A 19,997-nucleotide genomic window follows, 5' to 3' on the forward strand; every position below is an offset into this window, starting at 1 on the left:
GGGGAGTTGGGGCCCCCGGCCGGTTCACGGCACCCGCACGGCCGTACGTCGTCCATGCTGGCGGGCGCGTGTGTCGGTGGCGGGGCGGCCCGGTTGCCGACGCGTTACGGATGCCCCGTCAGACGGCCCGGCTGCTCCCCGACGGCGGGGGCCCGTCGCCGCCACCGGGCCCGTCGCCGCCACCCGGCCCGTTCTCCGCACCGCTCCCCGGCCCGCCTCCCGGCCCGTTCTCCGCACCGGGCGCACGTTCCGGAAGCTCCCCCGGCGCCTCCAGCAGTCCCTCGGGCGGCACCACCTGTTTCTCCTCGGCGAAGTGGCAGGCGGAGTCGTGCCCGGCCGGGCCCTCGGCGAGGCGGAACTCCGCCGGCACGGCCAGCAGCGGAACCTCCAGCTCGCACCGCTCCCGCGCCTTCCAGCAGCGGGTCCTGAACCGGCAGCCGGACGGCGGGTTCGCCGGGGACGGGACGTCACCGTGCAGGATGATCCGCTCCCGGTGCTCGCGGGCCGTCGGGTCCGGGACCGGCACCGCGGACAGCAGCGCCTGGGTGTACGGGTGCGTGGGGTGGTCGTAGATCTGTTCGTCGGTGCCGGTCTCGACGATCCGGCCGAGGTACATCACGCCGACCCGGTCGGAGATGTGCCGCACGATCGACAGGTCGTGCGCGATGAACACGTAGCTCAGTGCGAACTCCGTCTGGAGCCTGTCCAGCAGGTTGACCACCTGCGCCTGGACCGAGACGTCGAGTGCGGAGACCGGCTCGTCGGCGACGATGATCTCCGGGTTGAGCGCGAGACCGCGGGCGATGCCGATGCGCTGGCGCTGGCCGCCGGAGAACTGGTGCGGGTAGCGGTTGATGTACTCCGGGTTGAGGCCCACCACGTCCAGGAGCTCCTGGACCCTGCGACGGCGGTCGCCCTTCGGCGCCACCTCCGGGTGGATCTCGTACGGCTCCCCGATGATGTCGCCCACCGTCATGCGGGGGTTGAGCGAGGTGTACGGGTCCTGGAACACCATCTGGATGTTGCGGCGGACCGCCTTCAGTGCGCGGCCGGAGAGTGTGGTGACGTCCTCGCCCTTGTACCGGATCGTCCCGGCCGTCGGCCGCTCCAGGTGCACCAGCATCCTGGCGACGGTCGACTTGCCGCAGCCCGACTCCCCCACGATGCCGAGCGTCTCGCCCGCCGCCAGGTCGAAGGAGACCCCGTCGACCGCCCGGACCGCGCCGACCTGCTTCTTGACCAGGACGCCATGGGTCAGCGGGTAGTGCTTGACCAGGTCCCGGACCTCCAGGATGGGTTCGCCGGTCCGCTCTCGTCCCGGCCGGTCGCGGACGGCCGCGCCCGCTCCGCCCGCCTTCTCGTGCCCCGGCCGGTCAGCGTGCATCGAGCGTCTCCTTCCAGAAGTAGCAGGCGCTCCTGCGGTGCTCGGCGACCTCGTACAGCGGCGGCACCTCGCCCCGGCAGACCTCCCGGGCCATCGGGCAGCGCGGGTGGAAGGCGCAGCCGGGCGGGATGTGCAGCAGATTGGGCGGCAGGCCCTTGATCGCGTACAGCTCGTGGCCCTTCTGGTCCAGGCGCGGGATCGACCGGAGCAGGCCCTTGGTGTACGGATGGGCGGGCGCCCGGTAGATGTCGTGCACGGGGGCCGATTCGACGATCCGGCCCGCGTACATCACGGCGATCCGGTCGGCGACGTCGGCCACCACGCCCAGGTCGTGGGTGATCAGGATCAGTCCCATGTTCAGTTCGCGCCGCAGCTCGGCGAGCAGGTCCATCACCTGGGCCTGGACGGTCACGTCGAGGGCGGTGGTGGGTTCGTCGGCGATGATCAGCGAGGGTTCCAGCGCCAGCGCCATGGCGATCATGATGCGCTGGCGCATGCCGCCGGAGAACTGGTGCGGGTAGTCGCCGACGCGTTCCTTCGCGGCCGGGATGCGGACCCGGTCCATCAGCTCGACGGCCTTCGCCCGGGAGTCCTTGCGGGACATCCCGCGGTGCACGACGAACATCTCGCCGAGTTGCTCGCCGACGCTGAGCACGGGGTTGAGGGAGGAGAGCGCGTCCTGGAAGATCATGGCCATGTCCTGGCCGCGGATCCTGCGGCGTTCGTCCTTCCTCATCTTCAGCAGGTCGCGGCCCTTGAAGAGGATCTCGCCGCCGCCGATCCTGCCGGGGGGCATGTCGAGGATGCCCATGATCGCCTGTGCGGTGACGGACTTGCCGGAGCCCGACTCGCCGAGGACGGCCAGCGTCTCGCCCTCGGCCACCGCGTAGGTGACCCCGTTGACGGCCTTGGCCACGCCGTCGCGGGTGTGGAACTCCACGTGCAGGTCGCGCACTTCGAGCAACATGGCAGCGGGCTCCTCAGCGCAGCTTGGGGTCGAGGGCGTCGCGCACCGCGTCGCCGAGCATGATGAAGGCGAGCACCGTGATCGCCAGGGCCCCGGCGGGCCAGAGCAGCATGTGCGGGGCGTTGCGGACGTACTGGGAGGCGGCGGAGATGTCGATGCCCCAGGAGACGGCGGGTGGTTTGAGTCCGACGCCGAGGAACGAGAGGGTCGCCTCCAGCGCGATGTAGGTGCCGAGCGCGATGGTCGCGACGACGATCACCGGGGCGACGGCGTTCGGGGCGATGTGGCGCAGCATCATCCGGGTGTTCGACGCGCCGAGTGCGCGGGCGGCCTGGACGTAGTCGTTCTGTTTGGCGGTGATCACGGAGCCGCGGGCGATGCGGGCGATCTGCGGCCAGCCGAGCAGCACGATGAAGCCGATCACCGGCCAGACGGTGGAGCTGGTGACGACGGAGAGGAAGACCAGGCCGCCGAGGACCACCGGGATGCCGAAGAAGATGTCGGTGACGCGGGAGAGGACGGCGTCCCACCAGCCGCCGAAGAATCCGGCGAGCCCGCCGAGGACGCCGCCGAGCAGGGCGACGCCGACGGTGGCGCAGACGCCCACGGTCACCGAGTTCCTTGCCCCGTACACGGTGCGGGTGTAGACGTCGCAGCCCTGTCCGTCGAAGCCGAAGGGGTGCCCCGGCTGTGAGCCCTGCTGGGCCTTGGCGAGATCGCAGTCGAGCGGGTCCCGGTCGGTGATCAGCGACGGCCAGATCGAGATGACGACCAGGAAGAGGATGATCAGGGCGGAGACGAGGAAGACCGGGTTGCGGCGCAGATCGCGCCAGGCGTCGGACCACAGGCTGCGCGGTTTCTCGGCGGGGCCGGTGCCCTCGGGTCCTCCGGGTGTCCTTTCGAGGGTCGCGCCCTCCTCCAGGGCGAGGTCCATCGCACCTCCCGCTCCGGCCGGGGAGATCGCCTCGTCCGGTGTCTGCTCAGGCATAGCGGATCCTCGGGTCGAGTACGGCGTAGAGCAGGTCCACGATCAGGTTCGCCGTCAGGAAGACGAGGACCAGGATGGTGACGAAGCCGACGACCGTCTGGGAGTTCTGGCGCAGGATGCCCTGGTAGAGCTGGTAGCCGACGCCGTGGATGTTGAAGATCCGCTCGGTGACGATCGCCCCTCCCATCAGCGCGCCCACGTCGGTGCCGATGAAGGTGACGACCGGGATCAGTGAGTTGCGCAGCAGGTGCCGGACGACGACGCGGCGTCTGGGCAGCCCCTTGGCGACGGCGGTGCGGACGTAGTCGGCGCGGGCGTTCTCGGCGATCGAGGTGCGGGTGAGGCGGGTGACGTACGCCAGGGAGACCGAGGCGAGGACGAGTCCGGGGACGATGAGTTCGTCGATGGGCGCCTCGGAGGAGACGGAGGGTTTGATGACGCCCCATTCGACGCCCAGGAGGAGTTGCAGCAGCAGGCCGGTGACGAAGGTCGGGACGGAGATGACGACCAGGGTCAGGATGAGGACGGCGGTGTCGACGGGGCGGCCTCGGCGCAGTCCGGTGACGACGCCGAGGCTGATGCCGATGACGATCTCGAAGACGATCGCGATGACGGTGAGCCGGATCGTGATCGGGAAGGCGGCGCCCATCAGCTCGGTGACCTTCTGCCCGTTGAACGCGGTGCCGAAGTCGCCGGTGAAGACGTTGCCCATGTAGGTCGCGTACTGCTGCCAGAGGGGCTTGTCGAGGCCGAATTCCGACCGGAGCCGGGCGGCGGTCGCGGGGTCGCAGCGGCGTTCGCCGCAGAGGCCCGCGATGGGGTCGCCCATCACGTTCACCATGAGGAAGATCAACAGCGTGGTGCCGAAGAAGACCGGGATCATCTGCAGCAGCCGCCGGATCACATAACGTCCCATCAGGGGCTCCGGGGGTCACGGGGATCAGAGGCGGGGGCGGCGGCTCGGGGCCGGGAACACGGTGTCCGGGGCAGGGAGCGCCGGGTCGCGCGCCGTCCGGGGCACGGCGGCGCGGACGCCGTCGACGGGACACCGCGGGGACGCGGGGGCCGGGCGGCGCGGTGCGTCGTCGCCGCCGGGCCGCCCGGCCCCGGCGGTCACTTGACCTTGATCTGCTCGTACACCGGGACGCTGAAGGGGTTCAGCGACACGTTGCTGATCCGGTCCGAGTAGCCGGCGCTGCCGTTCTGGTACCAGAGCGGGATGACGGGCATCTGCTCGGCCAGGACCTTCTCCGCGTCCTGGAAGGTCGAGACGGCCTTGGCCTTGTCGGGCTCGGCGTTGGCCCGGTCGACGAGACCGTCGAACTTCTTGCTGCTCCACTTGCCGTCGTTGGACGGGGCGTCGGTGTAGTACACCGGCTGGAGGAAGTTCTGGATCAGCGGGTAGTCCATCTGCCAGCCGGCCCGCCAGGCGCCGGTGAGTTTCTGCTGGGACACCTGGCTGCGGAAGTCGGCGAAGGTGCCGATGGGGCCGCCGACGCACGCCTTGTTGTCGCCCATCACCCGGTTGATGCTGTTGCAGACGGCGTCGACCCATTCCTTGTGGGAGCCGGTGTCCGCGTTGTACGAGATCCTGAGCCGGCCGCCGGGGATGCCGCCGCCCTCCTGGATCAGCTTCTTGGCCCCGGCCGCGTCGAACTCGCAGGGGGCCCCGCACAGCCCCTTCTTGAAGCCGCCCTCCGCGCCGAGGACGGGGGAGGTCCAGTCGGAGGCGGGGGTGCGGGTCTTCTGGAAGATCTGGTCGGTGATCTGCTCGCGGTTGATGGCCATCGACAGGCCCTGGCGGACCTTGATGCCGCCGGGGGTGTCCCACTTCTTGTCGTAGAAGGGGAAGGCGAGGGTCTGGATGATGCCGGCCGGGGTGTTGATGTACCGGCCGCCGAGGTCCGCCTTGACGTTCTTCAGCTGCGAGGCGGGCACGTCGTCGACGAGGTCGAGGTTGCCCGCCGCCAGGTCGGTGTAGGCGGTGTTGTTGTCCGTGTAGACCTTGAGGTCGATGCCGCCGTTCTGCGCCTTGTCGGGCCCCGGGTAGTCGGCCCACTTGCGCAGGTTCATCGACGAGCCCTTGGTGTAGGTGTCGATGGTGTACGGGCCGTTGCCGACGGGCTTGGACAGCCAGCCCGCGTGGTCGGTGAAGAAGGTCCGGGGCAGTGGGACGAAAGCCGAGTAGCCGAGGGTGTCGGGCCAGAGGGAGAACTTCTGCGACAGTTTGACCGTGAAGGTCCTGTCGTTGACGAGCTTGAGGCCGGAGAGCGTGTTCGCCGAGGCGCTGCCGCTCGCGGGGTGGACCTTGTCGTAGCCGTCGATGTAGCCGAAGAAGTAGGCGTTCTTCTGGTTGTTCTTCAGCAGCGCGCCGTAGTTCCAGGCGTCCACGAACGACTTGGCGGTGACCTTCTCGCCGTTGCTGAAGGTCCAGCCGTCCTTCACGGTGATCGTGTAGTTCTGGCTGTCCTTGGTCTCGATCTTCTCGGCGAGCATGTCCTTGGCCTCGCCGGTCCTGGGGTCGTACCGCTTGAGCCCCCGGAAGACCATGTCGAGGACCTTGCCGCCCTGCACCTCGTTGGTGTTGGCCGGCTCCAGCGGGTTCTGCGGGTCGCCCCACGAGGAGCTCACGATTCCCTCGGCCCCACCGCCGCCACCTCCGCCGCCCCCGCCGCCGCACGCCGTCGCCGCGAGGGCGACGACCACCGCGCCTGCGGCCCACCTGGCCTGTGTGGCTCCGCGCATGGAGTGCCTCCTCCTGATGCTCCGTCTCACTTGGAGTCAAATATCACCGCATCAGAGACATGACGCATATTTACCCCACCCATCCGGGGGCAGGGGGCCCCGCCGCGAAGCGCCCGGCTCCCCGCGCACCGCGTCCGGACCACCCGGCGCGCCCCGCCCATGCCGGACAGTTCGAGCATGCGCATGACAGACATGAGCCGGTCACGCCGGACACCGAGCGGTAACGGCCACGCATCGAACGCGCATCTACCACGAGCACCCAGGACTGGATGTACGTATTCCGAGACAGTCCCGCCCGAATAACGGACTCGATGCCCGAATTCACCCTTTTTGTCTACTCAAGGTCTCCACACCAGTCGAGCGGGTGCAAATTAATGACCAAATAAAAGTAATGCAAAGGTAAATAGTCTAAAGAGAAAACCAAGGGCACCGGACATTCATTGACCGTGCATGAATTGCGTTGAAAAAGTCCGGGTAGCCCGTAGGTGTTGCCCTGCGGAGTCCTTCGACCCTCCGGGCCAGGAGCACCATGACGATTCCAACCCCGCAAGCAGCCGCCCCCGTCGAGGCGGAGGATGCGCAGCCGACACCGATAGCGGACCCGTCCGCGCTCAAGGGCGGCGACGGCCGGTCACCGGGCAAACTCGCCTGGCGGCGCTTCAAGCGCGACCGCAGCGGCGTCATTTCGGCCTACGTGGTCATCTTCTTCTTCGTGGTCGCCGTCTGCGCACCGCTGATCGCCAAGCTGTACGGCAAGGACCCGTACACGACGTACGGTCAGGACCAAGAGGGCCTGCTCAACGACTTCGGTTTCCCGATCAAGGCCAACGGCGGGATCAGCGGGGACTTCTGGTTCGGCGTCGAGCCCCAACTCGGGCGCGACCTCTTCACGTTCCTGCTCTACGGCATCCGCAACTCGCTGTTCATCGCCGGTGTGACGACGCTCCTGGTGACCGTGTTCGGCATCGTCATCGGAGTCACCGCCGGCTACCTGGGCGGGAAGACCGACTACTTCATCGGCCGGGTCATCGACATCCTGCTGGCGTTCCCCTCCACGCTCTTCTTCATCGCGTTCTGGCCGGTGCTCATCTCGATCCTGGTGTCGCCGGAGGAATCCACCCCGACCTGGCTGACCGTCACCAGTCTGATCCTGGTGATGACCGCCTTCGGCTGGGCCTCGATCGCACGACTCCTGCGCGGCGAGGTACTCGCCCTGCGCGAACGGGAGTTCGTCGAGGCGGCCAAGGTGACCGGTGCCTCGCCGGCCCGGATCATCTTCAAGGAACTGCTGCCCAACCTCTGGACGCCGATCCTCATCCAGGCGACCCTCGCTCTTCCCATGTTCGTGACCGCCGAGGCCGGGCTCGCCTTCCTCGGCGTCGGTCTCACCGCGAAGACGCCCGACTGGGGCGTGATCCTCCAACGCGGCGCGGACGTCTACCAGGACGACATCACCTTCATGCTCTTCCCGGGGGCGTCGATGGTGGTCTTCGTCCTCGCGTTCAACCTCCTCGGCGACTCGGTCCGCGACGCTCTCGACCCGAAGACCAAGCGCTGACAGTTCCGTCCCGGCCAGGAGCGACGGGGCTCCGCCGGATCATCAGTCCCTCTTCACCGACCAGGGCAGGTTGCCATGTCTCTCTCCCGCAGAAACTTCGTCATCGCCACATCCGTCGCGGCGGGCGGCTCACTCGTTCTCTCCGCGTGCAGCAGTGGTGACGCCGGCGGGGGCGGTGACAAGGGCACGCCGCACGCGGGGGCGACGGAGTACACCGGTGCCACCGTCAAGATCGGCACCAAGGAGGACTCGACAGGTCCGGCCCCGGAGGTCCCCGGCGCCAAGAAGGGCGGGACGATCTACGGCATCTCCGAGGACGACTTCTCCCACCTCGACCCGCAGCGCATCTACTACGCGTTCAACTCCTCCGGGGCGCTCATGTTCGCCCGCGGCCTCACCGGCTACAAGATCGACATGAAGGGGGCCATGACCCTCGTCGGTGACCTCGCCACCGACGTCGGCACCGCGTCCGCCGACAACAAGACCTGGACCTTCACGCTGAAGGACGGTCTGAAGTGGGAGGACGGGAGCGAGCTGACGGTCGAGGACGTCCGGCACGGCATCGAGCGCGCCTGGGCGCCGTTCGCCACCGAGGGCGCCGCCTACGTGCAGCAGGCGCTCACCGGCAAGGGCGACTGGCGCAAGGGCTACGAGGGCCCGTACGGCGGCAAGCACCTTGACTCGATCGTCACCGACAAGGCGAAGAAGACGATCGTCTTCAAGCTGGCGGAGCCCCGTCCGGACTTCAACTTCACCCTGGCCATGACCTCCTACTCGGCCACCCCGGTGAAGCTGGACACCAAGGAGAAGTACGACAAGCAGCCCGTCTCCTGTGGCCCGTACATCGTCAAGCACCGCTCCATCGACAAGTCGATGACGCTGACGCGCAACAAGCACTGGGACCCGGCCACCGACCCGATCCGCAACGCCTACCCGGACAGCTTCGAGTTCGAGTTCGGCCCCACCTCGCTGGCGTCCGCGGACCGCTTCATCGCGGACCAGGGCAAGGACCAGCAGATGGTCTCCATCTACAAGTCCGTACCGGCCGAGCGCATGCAGAAGGTGCTCACCGACCCGGATCTGAAGAAGCGCACCTTCAACGGCCTGCTCACCGGCACGTACTACTACGCCATCAACTGCAAGCGCGTCACGGACGTCGAGGTGCGCAAGGCGCTCAACATGGCCTGGCCCCTGGAGCAGATCCGCAAGATCTACGGCGGTACCTCCGCGGGCGACTACGCGACCACCCTCCTCAGCCCCGACATCCTGGGCCGCGAGGAGTTCGACCTCTACGGCAAGCTGAAGGCCCCGCAGGGAGACGCCGAGGCCGCCAAGGCGGCCCTCAAGAAGGCCGGCAAGCTCGGCCAGAAGATCGTCTACGCGTACCCGCAGAGCCCGACCTACGACAAGACGGCCGTCGTCATCGAGAACGCGCTCAAGAAGGCCGGCTTCACGCCGGTCATCAAGCCCGTCGACTCGACGTCGTACTACGACCAGGCCCAGCAGATCGACAACAGCTTCGACGTCATGTGGTTCGGCTGGTCGCCCGACTGGCCGACGGCGTACACGATGATCCAGCCGCTCTTCGACAGCGCCAACATCGGCAACGGCCAGAACAACGTCTCCCAGGTGAAGGTCGACTGGATCGACGCCGCCATCAAGGAGAACGTCGTCATAGCCGACCAGAAGAAGGCGGGCGCGGCCTGGGCCGCGCTCGACAAGCGCATCATGGACGAGGTCGTCCCGATCATCCCGGAGACCTTCCAGCGACGCTTCTACCTGTTCGGCTCCAAGGTCGGCGGCGCCATCATGGACCCGAACTACTCCGCGACGCTCCTCTACAAGACGTACGTCAAGGCCTGACGAACGGCCCCCGCGGGGAGCGGGTGACTCTCCAGCGGTGAGTCACCCGCTCCCCCTCCTCCCTCTCGGCATCCGTCAGGAAAACCCACTGCCATGCTGCGCTTTCTTCTCCGCCGTGTCGTCGGCGCCGCGGTCATCCTGCTGATCATCAGCGCCCTGGTCTTCGTCCTCTTCTACGCCGCCCCGCGCGACCCCGCCCGGGTGGCCTGCGGCAAGGTCTGCACCCCCGAGACACTCGCGCTGGTACGGCACAACCTGGGGATCGCCGACCCGATCCCGATGCAGTACTGGCACTGGCTGCAAGGAATCTTCGTCGGTCGCGACTATCCGTCGTACGGCAACTGCCCGGCCCCCTGCCTGGGTTACTCGTTCATCAACCGCGAGCCGGTCTTCGGCACCATCGTCGACCGCTTCCCGACCACCCTCTCGCTCTCCGTCGGCAGCGCCTTCGTCTTCGTCATCTTCGGCGTCGGCACCGGCATGCTCGCCGCGGTCAAGCAGGGCAAGCTGCTCGACAAGGTCGCCTCCTCCGCGTCGCTCGTCGCCTCCTCGCTGCAGATCTACATCGTCGGCGTGGTCGCCATGTACTTCCTCACCGACCAGTTGCACCTGCTGGACCGGCCGAGCTACACACCGGTCACCGAGAACCCCGGCGCCTGGTTCTCCGGCCTTCTGCTGCCCTGGCTGGTCCTGTCCGTCATCTTCACGGCCAACTACACGCGTATGGCCCGCTCCCAGCTGGTGGAGTCGCTGAGCGAGGACTACGTGCGCACGGCCCGGGCCAAGGGCCTGTCCCGACGGACGGTCTTCTTCAGATTCGCCTGGCGCGGGGCCATGGGGCCGATCGTCACCATCTTCGGTCTCGACCTCGGTGTGCTCCTCGGCGGCGCGATCATCACCGAGAAGACCTTCAGTCTCCAGGGCATCGGAGCACTCTCGGTCAAGGCCGTCGCCACCAACGACCTGCCGACGCTTCTCGGCGTGATGATGGTGGCCGCCACCGCGATCGTGGTGCTCAACATCGTCATCGACGCCGTCTACGCCCTCATCGATCCACGCGTCCGCCTCGCCTAGGGAGAGACCTCGTGAGCACCCCCTTCCTCTCCGTACGCGATCTGCGCGTGCACTTCTCCACCGAAGACGGCATGGTCAAGGCCGTCGACGGACTGTCCTTCGACGTCGAGAGGGGCAGGACACTCGGCATCGTCGGCGAGTCCGGCTCCGGCAAGTCCGTGACCAACCTGACGATCCTCGGTCTGCACCATCCCGAACACACCGAGATCGAGGGCGAGATCCTGCTCGACGGACAGGACCTGCTGACCGCGTCGGAGCGGGAGCTGGAACGGCTGCGCGGCAACAAGATGGCCATGATCTTCCAGGACGCGCTGGCCTCGCTCTCGCCGTACCACACCATCGGCAGGCAGATCGGGGAGACGTACCGCAAGCACACCGGCGCCTCCAAGCGGGAGGCGCGGGCACGGGCCGTGGAGATGCTCACCAAGGTCGGCATCCCGCAGCCCGACCTGCGGGTGGACGACTACCCGCACCAGTTCTCCGGCGGCATGCGGCAGCGCGCGATGATCGCCATGGCGCTGGTCTGCGACCCGTCGCTGCTGATCGCCGACGAACCGACGACCGCGCTGGACGTCACCGTGCAGGCCCAGATCATGGACCTGCTCAAGGAGCTCCAGCAGGAGACCGGAACCTCGATCATCTTCATCACCCACGACCTCGGCGTCATCGCCGACATCGCGGACGACGTGCTGGTGATGTACGGCGGGCGCTGCGTCGAGCGCGGCACGAAGAAGGAGGTGCTGCGCACGCCGCAGCACCCCTACACCTGGGGCCTGCTGGGTTCCATGCCGGGTCTGGACGGCCCTGTCGACGTACCGCTGTCGCCGATCCCCGGCTCCCCGCCGAGCCTCCTCAACCCGCCGAGCGGCTGCCGCTTCCACCCGCGGTGCGCGTTCACCGAGCAGGTCGGCGGCGCCCTCTGCGCGACCGACCAGCCTCCGCTGGAGCTCACGGCCGGACGCGGCGCCGCCTGCCACCTGACGGCCGGGCAGCGCGCCGAGTTCTTCGCGGACCTCGCCGGCACGCGGTCCAACTGACGTACAAGAGACGGGACTTTCCCACCATGAGCAGCACAGACCCCCTCCTGCACGTCTCCGGACTCACCAAGCACTTCCCGATCAAGGCAGGCTTCCCGATCCGGCGGACGGTCGGCGCGGTCCAGGCCGTCGACGGCCTGGACTTCACCGTGTCCGGGGGCGAGAGCCTGGGCCTGGTCGGCGAGTCCGGCTGCGGCAAGTCGACGACCGGACGCCTGATCACCCGGCTGCTGGAGCCGACGTCCGGCCGGATCTCCTACCGGGGCCAGGACATCGCCCACGCCTCGCGCAAGCAGCTGGCCCCGGTCCGCAACGAGATCCAGATGATCTTCCAGGACCCGTACGCCTCGCTGAATCCGCGCCAGACCGTCGGCAAGATCATCACGGCTCCGATGGAGATCAACGGCATCGAACCGGCGGGCGGCCGCGAGGCCCGGGTGCGGGAGCTGCTGGAGACCGTCGGCCTCAACCCGGAGCACTACAACCGTTTCCCGCACGAGTTCTCCGGCGGCCAGCGCCAGCGCATCGGCGTGGCCCGGGCGCTCGCGCTGGAACCGAAGCTGATCGTGGCCGACGAGCCGGTCTCGGCCCTGGACGTGTCCATCCAGGCCCAGGTGGTGAACCTGCTCCAGAAGCTCCAGCAGGAGCTGGGCATCGCGTTCCTGTTCATCGCCCACGACCTTGCCGTGGTCCGCCACTTCTCGCAGCGCGTCGCCGTGATGTACCTCGGCCGGATCGTGGAGATCGCCGACCGCGAGGACCTGTACGGCAACCCGCGCCACCCGTACACCAGGGCGCTGCTCTCCGCGGTGCCCGAGGTGTCCGTGGACGACGCACCCGCCCGGGAACGCATCCGGCTGGAGGGCGACGTCCCCTCCCCGGTGAACCCGCCGTCCGGCTGCCGCTTCCGCACCCGTTGCTGGAAGGCGACGGACACGTGCGCGAGCCAGGCCCCGCCGCTGGTACGGATCGAGGGCAGCCGGGAGGGCCATCTGACGGCCTGCCACTACCCCGAGGCCGCCCAGTCCGTCCCGTCCGTCCCGAAGGCGCGTACGGCCCCGGCGACGGCGAGGGCCGACACGTCCGCACAGGAGCCGGAGGGCGGGGCCTGACGCCCCTGGCCCGCCCCCGGGGGCTGTCCCGTCGTCCCGGACCCGACCGGTCCGTCGGCGGGACCCTCCGGTCCACGAACCGAGCATGTGCGCCCCTTGACCCGAGCCGCCTGCGAGGCCGGTTCGGGGAAATGGCGAAGCGCCCGGAACCGATCGGTTCCGGGCGCTTCGTTGTGTCTCGTCCGCGGCACTGCGGAGGTCACACGCGTCGGGTCACGAGGCCGCGCCGACGATGTCCTTCTCCTCGGCGAAGTGGCAGGCCGACTCGTGCGCGGCCGGCGTGCCCGACGAGGCGAAGCGCTCGGGGACCGCCAGCAGCGGCACCTCGGTGGAGCACTTGTCCTGGGCCTTCCAGCAACGGGTGCGGAAGCGGCAGCCGGACGGCGGGTTCGCCGGGGACGGGACGTCGCCGGTGAGGATGATCCGCTCCCGGTGGTCGCGGGCCGTCGGGTCCGGGACCGGCACCGCGGACAGCAGCGCCTGGGTGTACGGGTGCGTGGGGTGGTCGTAGATCTGCTCGTCGGTGCCGATCTCGGCCATCTTGCCGAGGTACATCACGCCGACCCGGTCGGAGATGTGCCGCACGATCGACAGGTCGTGCGCGATGAAGAGGTAGGAGAGGTTGAACTCGTCCTGGAGCTTCTCCATCAGGTTGATGACCTGCGCCTGCACCGACACGTCGAGCGCGGAGACCGGCTCGTCGCAGATGATGATCTCCGGGTTGAGCGCGAGGCCGCGGGCGATGCCGATGCGCTGGCGCTGGCCGCCGGAGAACTGGTGCGGGTAGCGGTTGATGTACTCCGGGTTGAGGCCCACCACGTCCAGGAGCTCCTGGACCCTGCGACGGCGGTCGCCCTTGGGTGCCACCTCCGGGTGGATCTCGTACGTCTCGCCGATGATGTCGCCCACCGTCATGCGGGGGTTGAGCGAGGTGTACGGGTCCTGGAACACCATCTGGATGTTGCGGCGGACGGCCTTGAGGGCCTTGCCGGACAGCTTGGTGATGTCCTGGCCCTTGTAGAAGATCTCGCCGGCGGTGGCGGTCTCCAGGAGCATCAGGAGCTTGGCGACGGTCGACTTGCCGCAGCCGGACTCGCCGACGATGCCGAGCGTCTCGCCCTGGTACAGGTCGAAGGAGATCCCGTCGACGGCCTTGACCGCGCCGATCTGCTTCTTGAACAGGATGCCCTGGGTCAGCGGGAAGTGCTTGACCAGGTCGCGCACCTGGAGGATCGGCTCGCCCCGGTCCACCTTCGCGTCGAGGGCCGCGACGGCCTCGGCCTCGGTGGCGGCGTCGGCCGTCTCCACCGCGGTGACGTTGGGGGTGGCTTCGTCCGAGGCGGCAGCCACGGCGTCGTTCTTCTTGGGCTCAGCCATGGATCTGCTCCTTCCAGAAGTGGCAGGCGCTGCTGCGGCCGACCAGCTCGGTGCCGTCCTGATCGATCACCGGCAGCAGGGCCGGGACGTCGGTGCGGCAGATGTCCTGCGCCTTGGGGCAGCGCGGGTTGAAGGCGCAACCCGCGGGCGCCTTCAGCAGGTTGGGCGGCAGGCCCTTGATCGCGAAGAGCTCGTGGCCCTTCTGGTCGAGGCGCGGGATCGAGTCGAGCAGGCCGCGGGTGTACGGGTGCGCGGGGCGCTTGTACAGCTCGTGAATCGGGGACTGCTCGACGATCCGGCCCGCGTACATGACCGCGATCTTGTCCGCGACGTCGGCGACCACGCCGAGGTCGTGGGTGATCAGGATCAGGCCCATGTTGTACTCGCGCTGGAGTTCCGCCAGCAGGTCCATGACCTGCGCCTGGACGGTCACGTCGAGCGCCGTGGTGGGCTCGTCCGCGATGATCAGGTCGGGCTCCAGGGCCAGCGCCATGGCGATCATGATGCGCTGGCGCATACCGCCGGAGAACTGGTGCGGGTAGTCGTTGACCCGGCCGCTGGCGGCCGGGATCTTCACCCGGTCCATCAGCTCGATGGCCTTGGCCTTGGCGTCCTTCTTGGACATGCCCTGGTGGACCCGGAACATCTCGCCGAGCTGGTTGCCGACCGAGTAGACCGGGTTCAGCGCGGAGAGCGCGTCCTGGAAGATCATCGCCATCTTCGGGCCGCGCAGCTTGCGCCGCTCGCTCTCCGGGAGCTGGAGGATGTCCTGCCCCTGGAAGAGGATCTCGCCCTTGGCGACCCGCCCGGGGGGCGAGTCGAGGATGCCCATGATCGCCTGCGCGGTCACGGACTTGCCGGAGCCGGACTCACCGAGCACGGCGAGCGTCTCGCCGGCCCGGACGTCGTAGTTGACGCCGTTGACGGCCTTGACGATGCCTTCCCGGGTCTTGAACTCGACGTGCAGATCGCGCACTTCGAGGACCGGGGCGTCGGCGTCGCCGGAGCGCTGGTTCGGCACTTCCGAGGTGACGTGTGAAGTAGTCATGTAGTGGTGCCGCCCTCTCAGCGCAGCTTCGGGTCAAGGGCGTCGCGCAGCCCGTCGCCGACGAAAACGAAACCAAGGACGGTCAGGACGATCGCGATGGACGGGTACACCCACAGGTAGTCCTTAATACCCAGGAAGTCCTTGGCGGCCGACAGCATGTTGCCCCACTCCGCGACCTCGGGGCTGACGCCGACGCCCAGGAAGGACAGGGCGGCCTCGGCCACGATCGCGCTGCCGACGCTGAAGGCGGCGTACGCCGTCACCGCGGCGATGGAGTTCGGGATGATGTGCCGGATGATGATCCGCGCGGTGCCGGCGCCCAGGGCGCGGGCGGCGAGCACGTAGTCGGCCTCGCGGACCGACAGGATCGAGCTGCGCAGCAGTCGGGAGACCGTCGGCCAGGAGAAGACCCCCAGCGAGATGATCACCGGGGCGACGCCGCGGCCCATCGCGATGATGATGACGATGGCACCGATCAGCAGCGGGAAGGCGAAGAAGACGTCCGCGATGCGCATCAGCACCGAGTCGGTGGCCTTGCCGAAGTAGCCGGCGAGCGAGCCGACGATGATACCGATCAGGCACGCCAGGAAGATCGAGGCGAGACCGATCACGACGGCGATGCGGGCGCCGTAGATGATGCGCGACAACTGGTCGCGGCCGAGCGCGTCGGTGCCGAGCAGATGGTCGCCGCCGGGCGACTGCAGGGTGTTGTTGAGGTCCTGCGCCAGCGGGTCGAACGGCGCGAGCAGCGGCGCGAACGCGGCGGTCAGGAACAGCAGGACGACCAGCACCAGGCCGACCACGGCCAGCTTGTTGGCCATGAAGCGGTGGCGGATCTCGCCCCACTGGGTGACGCGGGCGACCGCCGGCTCGGCCTCGGCCGAGGCGGCCGCCTTCTGAGCGGTCCCCGCCTCCGCTGTGCTCTTGGTGAGCTCAGTCATGGGTGTGACTCCTAGAACGGGCTGCCTGGGATCAGGCGAGACGGATGCGCGGGTCGAGGACCGCGTACAAGAGGTCGACGATCAGGTTGAGCAGAACGAACACGGCGACACCGAAGGTCACCACGCCGATGATGATCGGGTTGTTCTGCTGCTGGACCGCCTGGACCAGTGCGAGCCCGATGCCGTCCCAGTTGAAGATCGCCTCGGTGATGAGCGCACCACCGAGCAGGCTGCCGAAGGAGATACCCAGGTAGGTGACGACCGGGATGATCGAGTTGCGCATCACGTGCTTGACGAGAACCGTCCGCCGGGGCAGGCCCTTGGCGACGGCCGTCTTGACGTAGTCGGCCCGCAGCACCTCCAGCATGGTGCCGCGCATGAGTCTCGCCACCAGTGCCGCGTCGAGGATCGCCAGCGTGAAGGCCGGCAGGATCAGCGAGTTGAAGGAGCCGTCGGAGAGCAACGGGAACCACTGGAGGTCCACCACGAAGAACTTCTGCAGCACCATGCCGATGATGAAGGAGGGGAACCCGACGGCCAGCGTGGTCAGCAGTGTGATCAACACGTCCCAGAACGAGTATCTGAACAGCGCGGCGATCAGACCGGCGAAGACGCCGATGGCGATGTCGATGAGGATGGCCGCGACGGCCAGCTCGACGGTGTTCGCGAGCTTCGGCTTCAGGACCTCGGTCACCGGGCGGCGCTGGGTGAAGTCCTCACCGAGGTCGCCCTTGGCGAGGTTCTGGACGAAGTGGCCGTACTGCACCGGCAGCGGGTCGTTGAGACCGTAGCGCTCCCGGAGTTCGGCCACGACGGCCGGGTCGCGGGCCTTGTCACCACCGAGCGACCCCACGGGGTCGCCGGGCAGGATGAACAGGCAGCAGAAGAGAACAACGGTCGCACCGAAGAGGACGACGATCATCTGCCCGAGCCGGCGGATCACATATCTGCCCACGATGCCTCCTTCACATACTGAGCGTGGGGGTGAGCGGCGTCATCCGATCGGGAGAGGGGCCGCTGCCGGGCGCCGGTAGAGGGGTGCGCCCGGGACGGGACGAAGGCCGTGGAAACCGAAGAAGTTACTCCGACTCCACGGCCTTCGCCTACCTGCTGGAGGTTCTTACTTGAGCGTGATCTCCGCGAGCGCCGGGTCCTCGAAGAAGTCCATCTTGAAGTTGCTGAACTTCTTGGTGTTCACCAGGCGGTACTGGGTGCGCTGCCACAGCGGGATGACACCCTGCTCGGTGTCGACGGCCAGCTTCTCGGCCTGCTTGTAGAGGTCGGCACGCTTGGTGGCGTCCTTCTCCGCGCGGGCCTGGTCGAGCAGCTTGTCGAACTCCTTGTTGGAGTAACGGCCGCGGTTGTCGCCCTGCGCCTTGCCGGTCGACGGGTCCTCACCGATGCCGCCGGTGCTCAGCAGCGGAGCGAGGAAGTTGTCCGCGGTCGGGTAGTCGGCGGTCCACGCCGAACGCCACAGACCGTTGGCGCTCTTCTCCTGCTGAGCGGCCAGGGCCTCCTTGAACGGCTTGCCGTCCAGCTTGACGTTGAGGCCGAGGACGTCCTTCAGCTGCGCCGCGATGGCCTGGACCCACTCCTCGTGGCCGGCACCGGTGTTGTAGCCGAAGTTGATGGTCGTGCCCGGCTTCAGGCCGCTCTTCTCGGCGAGCTCCTTGGCCTTGACCTTGTCCTGCTTGGCGCAGGAGGTGCAGACGCCCTCCTGGTACACGTCGGCGAACGACGGCGGCAGGAACGCGGTGGCCGGCTTCTGCATGCCCTGGAAGACGGACTTCGCGATGGCCTCGCGGTCGATCGCGTACGAGATCGCCTTGCGCGCGTCGGGGTTGTTCAGCGGCTTGGTCTGGTTGAAGACGACCAGGTAGTTGATGCCGGAGAACTCGCCGGAGTACCACTGGCCCTGCGGCTCGTACTTGGCCTTGGCGACCGAGAGCTGCGGCGTGGGCATACGGGCGAAGTCGAACTGACCCGACTGGAAGCCCGTGTACTCGAGCTGGGAGCTGTTGGCCGGGTTGAGGATCTTGACCTCGACCTTGTCCAGCTTGGCCTTGGTCAGACCGTAGTCGTCGTTGCGGACGATCGTGATCGACTTGTTGTGCTGCCAGCTGCCTTCCATCTTGAAGGCGCCGTTGCCGATCGGGGCGTCGTTGTACTTCTTGTTGTCGCCGGCGCCGGCGACCTTCGGGACCGGGCTGAAGGCCGCGTGCGCGGTCTTCTTGTCGAACTCGGAGTCGACCTGGGTCAGCTCGACCTTCAGGGTGTTGGCGTCCGGAGCGGAGAGGCCGGCGAACGTGTCGCTCTTGCCGCTCTTCAGGTCGTCGTAGCCCTTGATCCCGGCCATGTGGTACGAGACGTCGGAGGCCGACGCCTTCGCGGCGACACGGGTCCAGCCGCGGATGAACGACTCGGCGTCGACGGCCTCACCGTTGGTGAACTTCGTACCGGCCTTGATCTTGAACGTCCAGGTCTTGCCGTCCTCGGTCGTACCGGACTCGGCGAGCTTCGGAATGAGCTTGCCGTCCGTGGAGACGTCGTACAGCTGGGTGAAGAGCGCCCGGGCAATGAGCATGCCCTCGGACTCCTGGGCGTTCACCGGGTCGATGGAGACGGGCTCGGTGAGGCCGAGCCGGAAGGTACCGCCGCCCCCCTTGCCGGCGTCGTCCTTCTTGTCGCCGTCGCCACCGCCACAGGCGGTCGCGGCCAGAGCGATGATGGCCGCTCCCGCGACCCACTTGGCGCTCTTGGCACCACGCATGGGTTTCCTCCTCATGAGTCCACTGATCTGCAAGAAGGGTCCTGGTCGTTTGCCGACACCCCTGACGGCAAGAACACCCAAGTACCCCGAGTGTGCTCGTGAGTCGGCACTCCCCACAGTGCGTGACCCATTGACCCGAGCTCATCGAGCCAACTATTAAGGACCGCCGGGCCGTAAACCACACCTAAAGGGTCTCGTTTTGACAACATCAATCGCCCGCGTAGACCCGAAATACGGACAAAGCGATCCTAGACAGACACCCCCGAAACGGACCGTTAATACATGTTCCGGAGAGCGACGCTCGATAACCGGACAGCAGATCGTCCAAAACAGGTTGTGCATTTACGGAACCACCGCTCCCGTTTCGCGACGAACGGGTAAAGGGCCCATATCACCGCCCGTCACCGACACCCACAGTCACCACGGGCCCACGCGGGAGCCCCGCCGTCCGCGTGCACACGGACGGCGGGGCTCCTGTTCGGCCGGTCCCTCACATGAGGTCAGCAGTACTTCTTCTGCACCAGCGCGGCGATGCTCTTCTTGCTTACCTTCTCACCGCAGCGCGTCGCCCCGTCGACCATCGCGCCGTAGCTCCGCGCCTCCCCGTGCCCCTGCTTGACCCACTTGGTGCCCCTGTCGCACCGGTATCCCTGCCAGTACCCGGATGCCTTGAGCCGGCCCACGTAGAACCAGTAGCGGCCCTTCTTGGTGAGCGTGTCCGTGACACTGACGCTCTTGGTGGTCGTCTTGCCCTTCTGGTGGTTGTAGCTGCCCTCGACGTTCGCGTCGAGGCTCGCCAGCACCTTGCCCAGCGACAGGCCCGCCGTGGCGCCCCCCTGAACGGTCCACCCCGACGTGAGCGTCTTCTCGTGCGAGAGCGTCTTGGTGATCTTCCGGCTGCCGCCCGAGTACTCCTTCTCGTACCCCTTCACCTTGTGCGTGAGTACGCGGCTGTGACTCGTGGTGACCCAGGAGACCGACCCGGAACCCGGGTCGCAGACCAGGGGAGCCGCACTTGCCGTGGCCGTCGGCATGATCACCAGCGCCGAAGCCGCAAGCGTCGTCGCGACGGCCGCCGAGGCGAATCGCATCCTCACGTTGTCCCCATTCCGTTTCTCGCAGACGGCAGGGCT

At 67.7% G+C, this 19,997-nt stretch carries 16 protein-coding genes; 5 read left to right on the forward strand and 11 right to left on the reverse strand.

Features of this window, described 5'->3' with window-relative positions; all coding sequences use genetic code 11:
* Nucleotides 1-118: 118 nt before the first annotated feature.
* From ACF1CT_RS03040 to ACF1CT_RS03060, 5 genes are all read right to left on the reverse strand, one after another.
* Nucleotides 119-1,384, reverse strand: coding sequence for an ABC transporter ATP-binding protein (locus ACF1CT_RS03040; RefSeq protein WP_391781976.1), 1,266 nt, complete (start codon nucleotides 1,382-1,384; stop codon nucleotides 119-121).
* Nucleotides 1,374-2,351 carry an ABC transporter ATP-binding protein gene (locus tag ACF1CT_RS03045; protein ID WP_391781977.1) on the reverse strand — a complete coding sequence of 326 codons (978 nt, stop codon included), beginning with the start codon at nucleotides 2,349-2,351 and terminating at the stop codon, nucleotides 1,374-1,376. Before ACF1CT_RS03045 ends, ACF1CT_RS03040 begins: the two co-directional genes overlap by 11 nt.
* 13 nt (nucleotides 2,352-2,364) lie before the next feature.
* On the reverse strand, nucleotides 2,365-3,339 hold the full coding sequence (locus ACF1CT_RS03050) for an ABC transporter permease (protein WP_391781978.1): 975 nt from the start codon (nucleotides 3,337-3,339) through the stop codon (nucleotides 2,365-2,367).
* A complete protein-coding gene (locus tag ACF1CT_RS03055; protein ID WP_391781979.1) occupies nucleotides 3,332-4,255 on the reverse strand; it encodes an ABC transporter permease in 924 nt (307 codons plus the stop codon). Before ACF1CT_RS03055 ends, ACF1CT_RS03050 begins: the two co-directional genes overlap by 8 nt.
* Before the next feature lie 197 nt (nucleotides 4,256-4,452).
* Entirely contained in the window at nucleotides 4,453-6,084 is a 1,632-nt protein-coding gene (locus ACF1CT_RS03060) for an ABC transporter substrate-binding protein (protein ID WP_391781980.1), read from the reverse strand.
* Between the two features lie 529 nt (nucleotides 6,085-6,613).
* Between ACF1CT_RS03060 and ACF1CT_RS03065 the strand changes: the two genes are divergently transcribed.
* From ACF1CT_RS03065 to ACF1CT_RS03085, 5 genes are all read left to right on the forward strand, one after another.
* Nucleotides 6,614-7,642 (forward strand): ABC transporter permease, encoded by a 1,029-nt coding sequence (locus ACF1CT_RS03065; RefSeq protein WP_391781981.1) that lies wholly within the window; start codon nucleotides 6,614-6,616, stop codon nucleotides 7,640-7,642.
* Between the two features lie 75 nt (nucleotides 7,643-7,717).
* Complete coding sequence (locus tag ACF1CT_RS03070) at nucleotides 7,718-9,505, forward strand: ABC transporter substrate-binding protein (protein WP_391781983.1); 1,788 nt, start codon at nucleotides 7,718-7,720, stop codon at nucleotides 9,503-9,505.
* Nucleotides 9,506-9,598: 93 nt separating this feature from the next.
* Nucleotides 9,599-10,579 (forward strand): ABC transporter permease, encoded by a 981-nt coding sequence (locus ACF1CT_RS03075; RefSeq protein ID WP_391781984.1) that lies wholly within the window; start codon nucleotides 9,599-9,601, stop codon nucleotides 10,577-10,579.
* Nucleotides 10,580-10,650: 71 nt separating this feature from the next.
* Nucleotides 10,651-11,616 carry an ABC transporter ATP-binding protein gene (locus ACF1CT_RS03080; RefSeq protein ID WP_391782174.1) on the forward strand — a complete coding sequence of 322 codons (966 nt, stop codon included), beginning with the start codon at nucleotides 10,651-10,653 and terminating at the stop codon, nucleotides 11,614-11,616.
* Nucleotides 11,617-11,642: 26 nt separating this feature from the next.
* On the forward strand, nucleotides 11,643-12,728 hold the full coding sequence (locus ACF1CT_RS03085) for an ABC transporter ATP-binding protein (RefSeq protein WP_391781985.1): 1,086 nt from the start codon (nucleotides 11,643-11,645) through the stop codon (nucleotides 12,726-12,728).
* A gap of 213 nt (nucleotides 12,729-12,941) precedes the next feature.
* Here ACF1CT_RS03085 and ACF1CT_RS03090 read toward each other — a convergent pair whose 3' ends face one another.
* The 6 genes from ACF1CT_RS03090 to ACF1CT_RS03115 all read right to left on the reverse strand — a co-directional run bounded on the left by ACF1CT_RS03090 (nucleotide 12,942) and on the right by ACF1CT_RS03115 (nucleotide 19,955).
* On the reverse strand, nucleotides 12,942-14,105 hold the full coding sequence (locus ACF1CT_RS03090) for an ABC transporter ATP-binding protein (protein WP_391781986.1): 1,164 nt from the start codon (nucleotides 14,103-14,105) through the stop codon (nucleotides 12,942-12,944).
* Nucleotides 14,098-15,153, reverse strand: a complete 1,056-nt coding sequence (locus ACF1CT_RS03095) for an ABC transporter ATP-binding protein (RefSeq protein WP_391781987.1) — start codon at nucleotides 15,151-15,153, stop codon at nucleotides 14,098-14,100. The genes ACF1CT_RS03090 and ACF1CT_RS03095 overlap by 8 nt, the downstream gene beginning before the upstream one ends.
* Nucleotides 15,154-15,170: 17 nt before the next feature.
* A complete protein-coding gene (locus ACF1CT_RS03100) occupies nucleotides 15,171-16,094 on the reverse strand; it encodes an ABC transporter permease (protein ID WP_391781988.1) in 924 nt (307 codons plus the stop codon).
* A 31-nt stretch (nucleotides 16,095-16,125) separates the two neighbouring features.
* Nucleotides 16,126-17,049 (reverse strand): ABC transporter permease, encoded by a 924-nt coding sequence (locus tag ACF1CT_RS03105; RefSeq protein ID WP_391781989.1) that lies wholly within the window; start codon nucleotides 17,047-17,049, stop codon nucleotides 16,126-16,128.
* Between the two features lie 165 nt (nucleotides 17,050-17,214).
* Nucleotides 17,215-18,864 (reverse strand): ABC transporter substrate-binding protein, encoded by a 1,650-nt coding sequence (locus tag ACF1CT_RS03110; RefSeq protein ID WP_391781990.1) that lies wholly within the window; start codon nucleotides 18,862-18,864, stop codon nucleotides 17,215-17,217.
* Nucleotides 18,865-19,364: 500 nt separating this feature from the next.
* Nucleotides 19,365-19,955, reverse strand: a complete 591-nt coding sequence (locus ACF1CT_RS03115) for a hypothetical protein (protein ID WP_391781991.1) — start codon at nucleotides 19,953-19,955, stop codon at nucleotides 19,365-19,367.
* Nucleotides 19,956-19,997: the final 42 nt, after the last annotated feature.

The organism is Streptomyces sp. NPDC014734 (genome assembly GCF_043083325.1).
Lineage (GTDB): Bacteria > Actinomycetota > Actinomycetes > Streptomycetales > Streptomycetaceae > Streptomyces.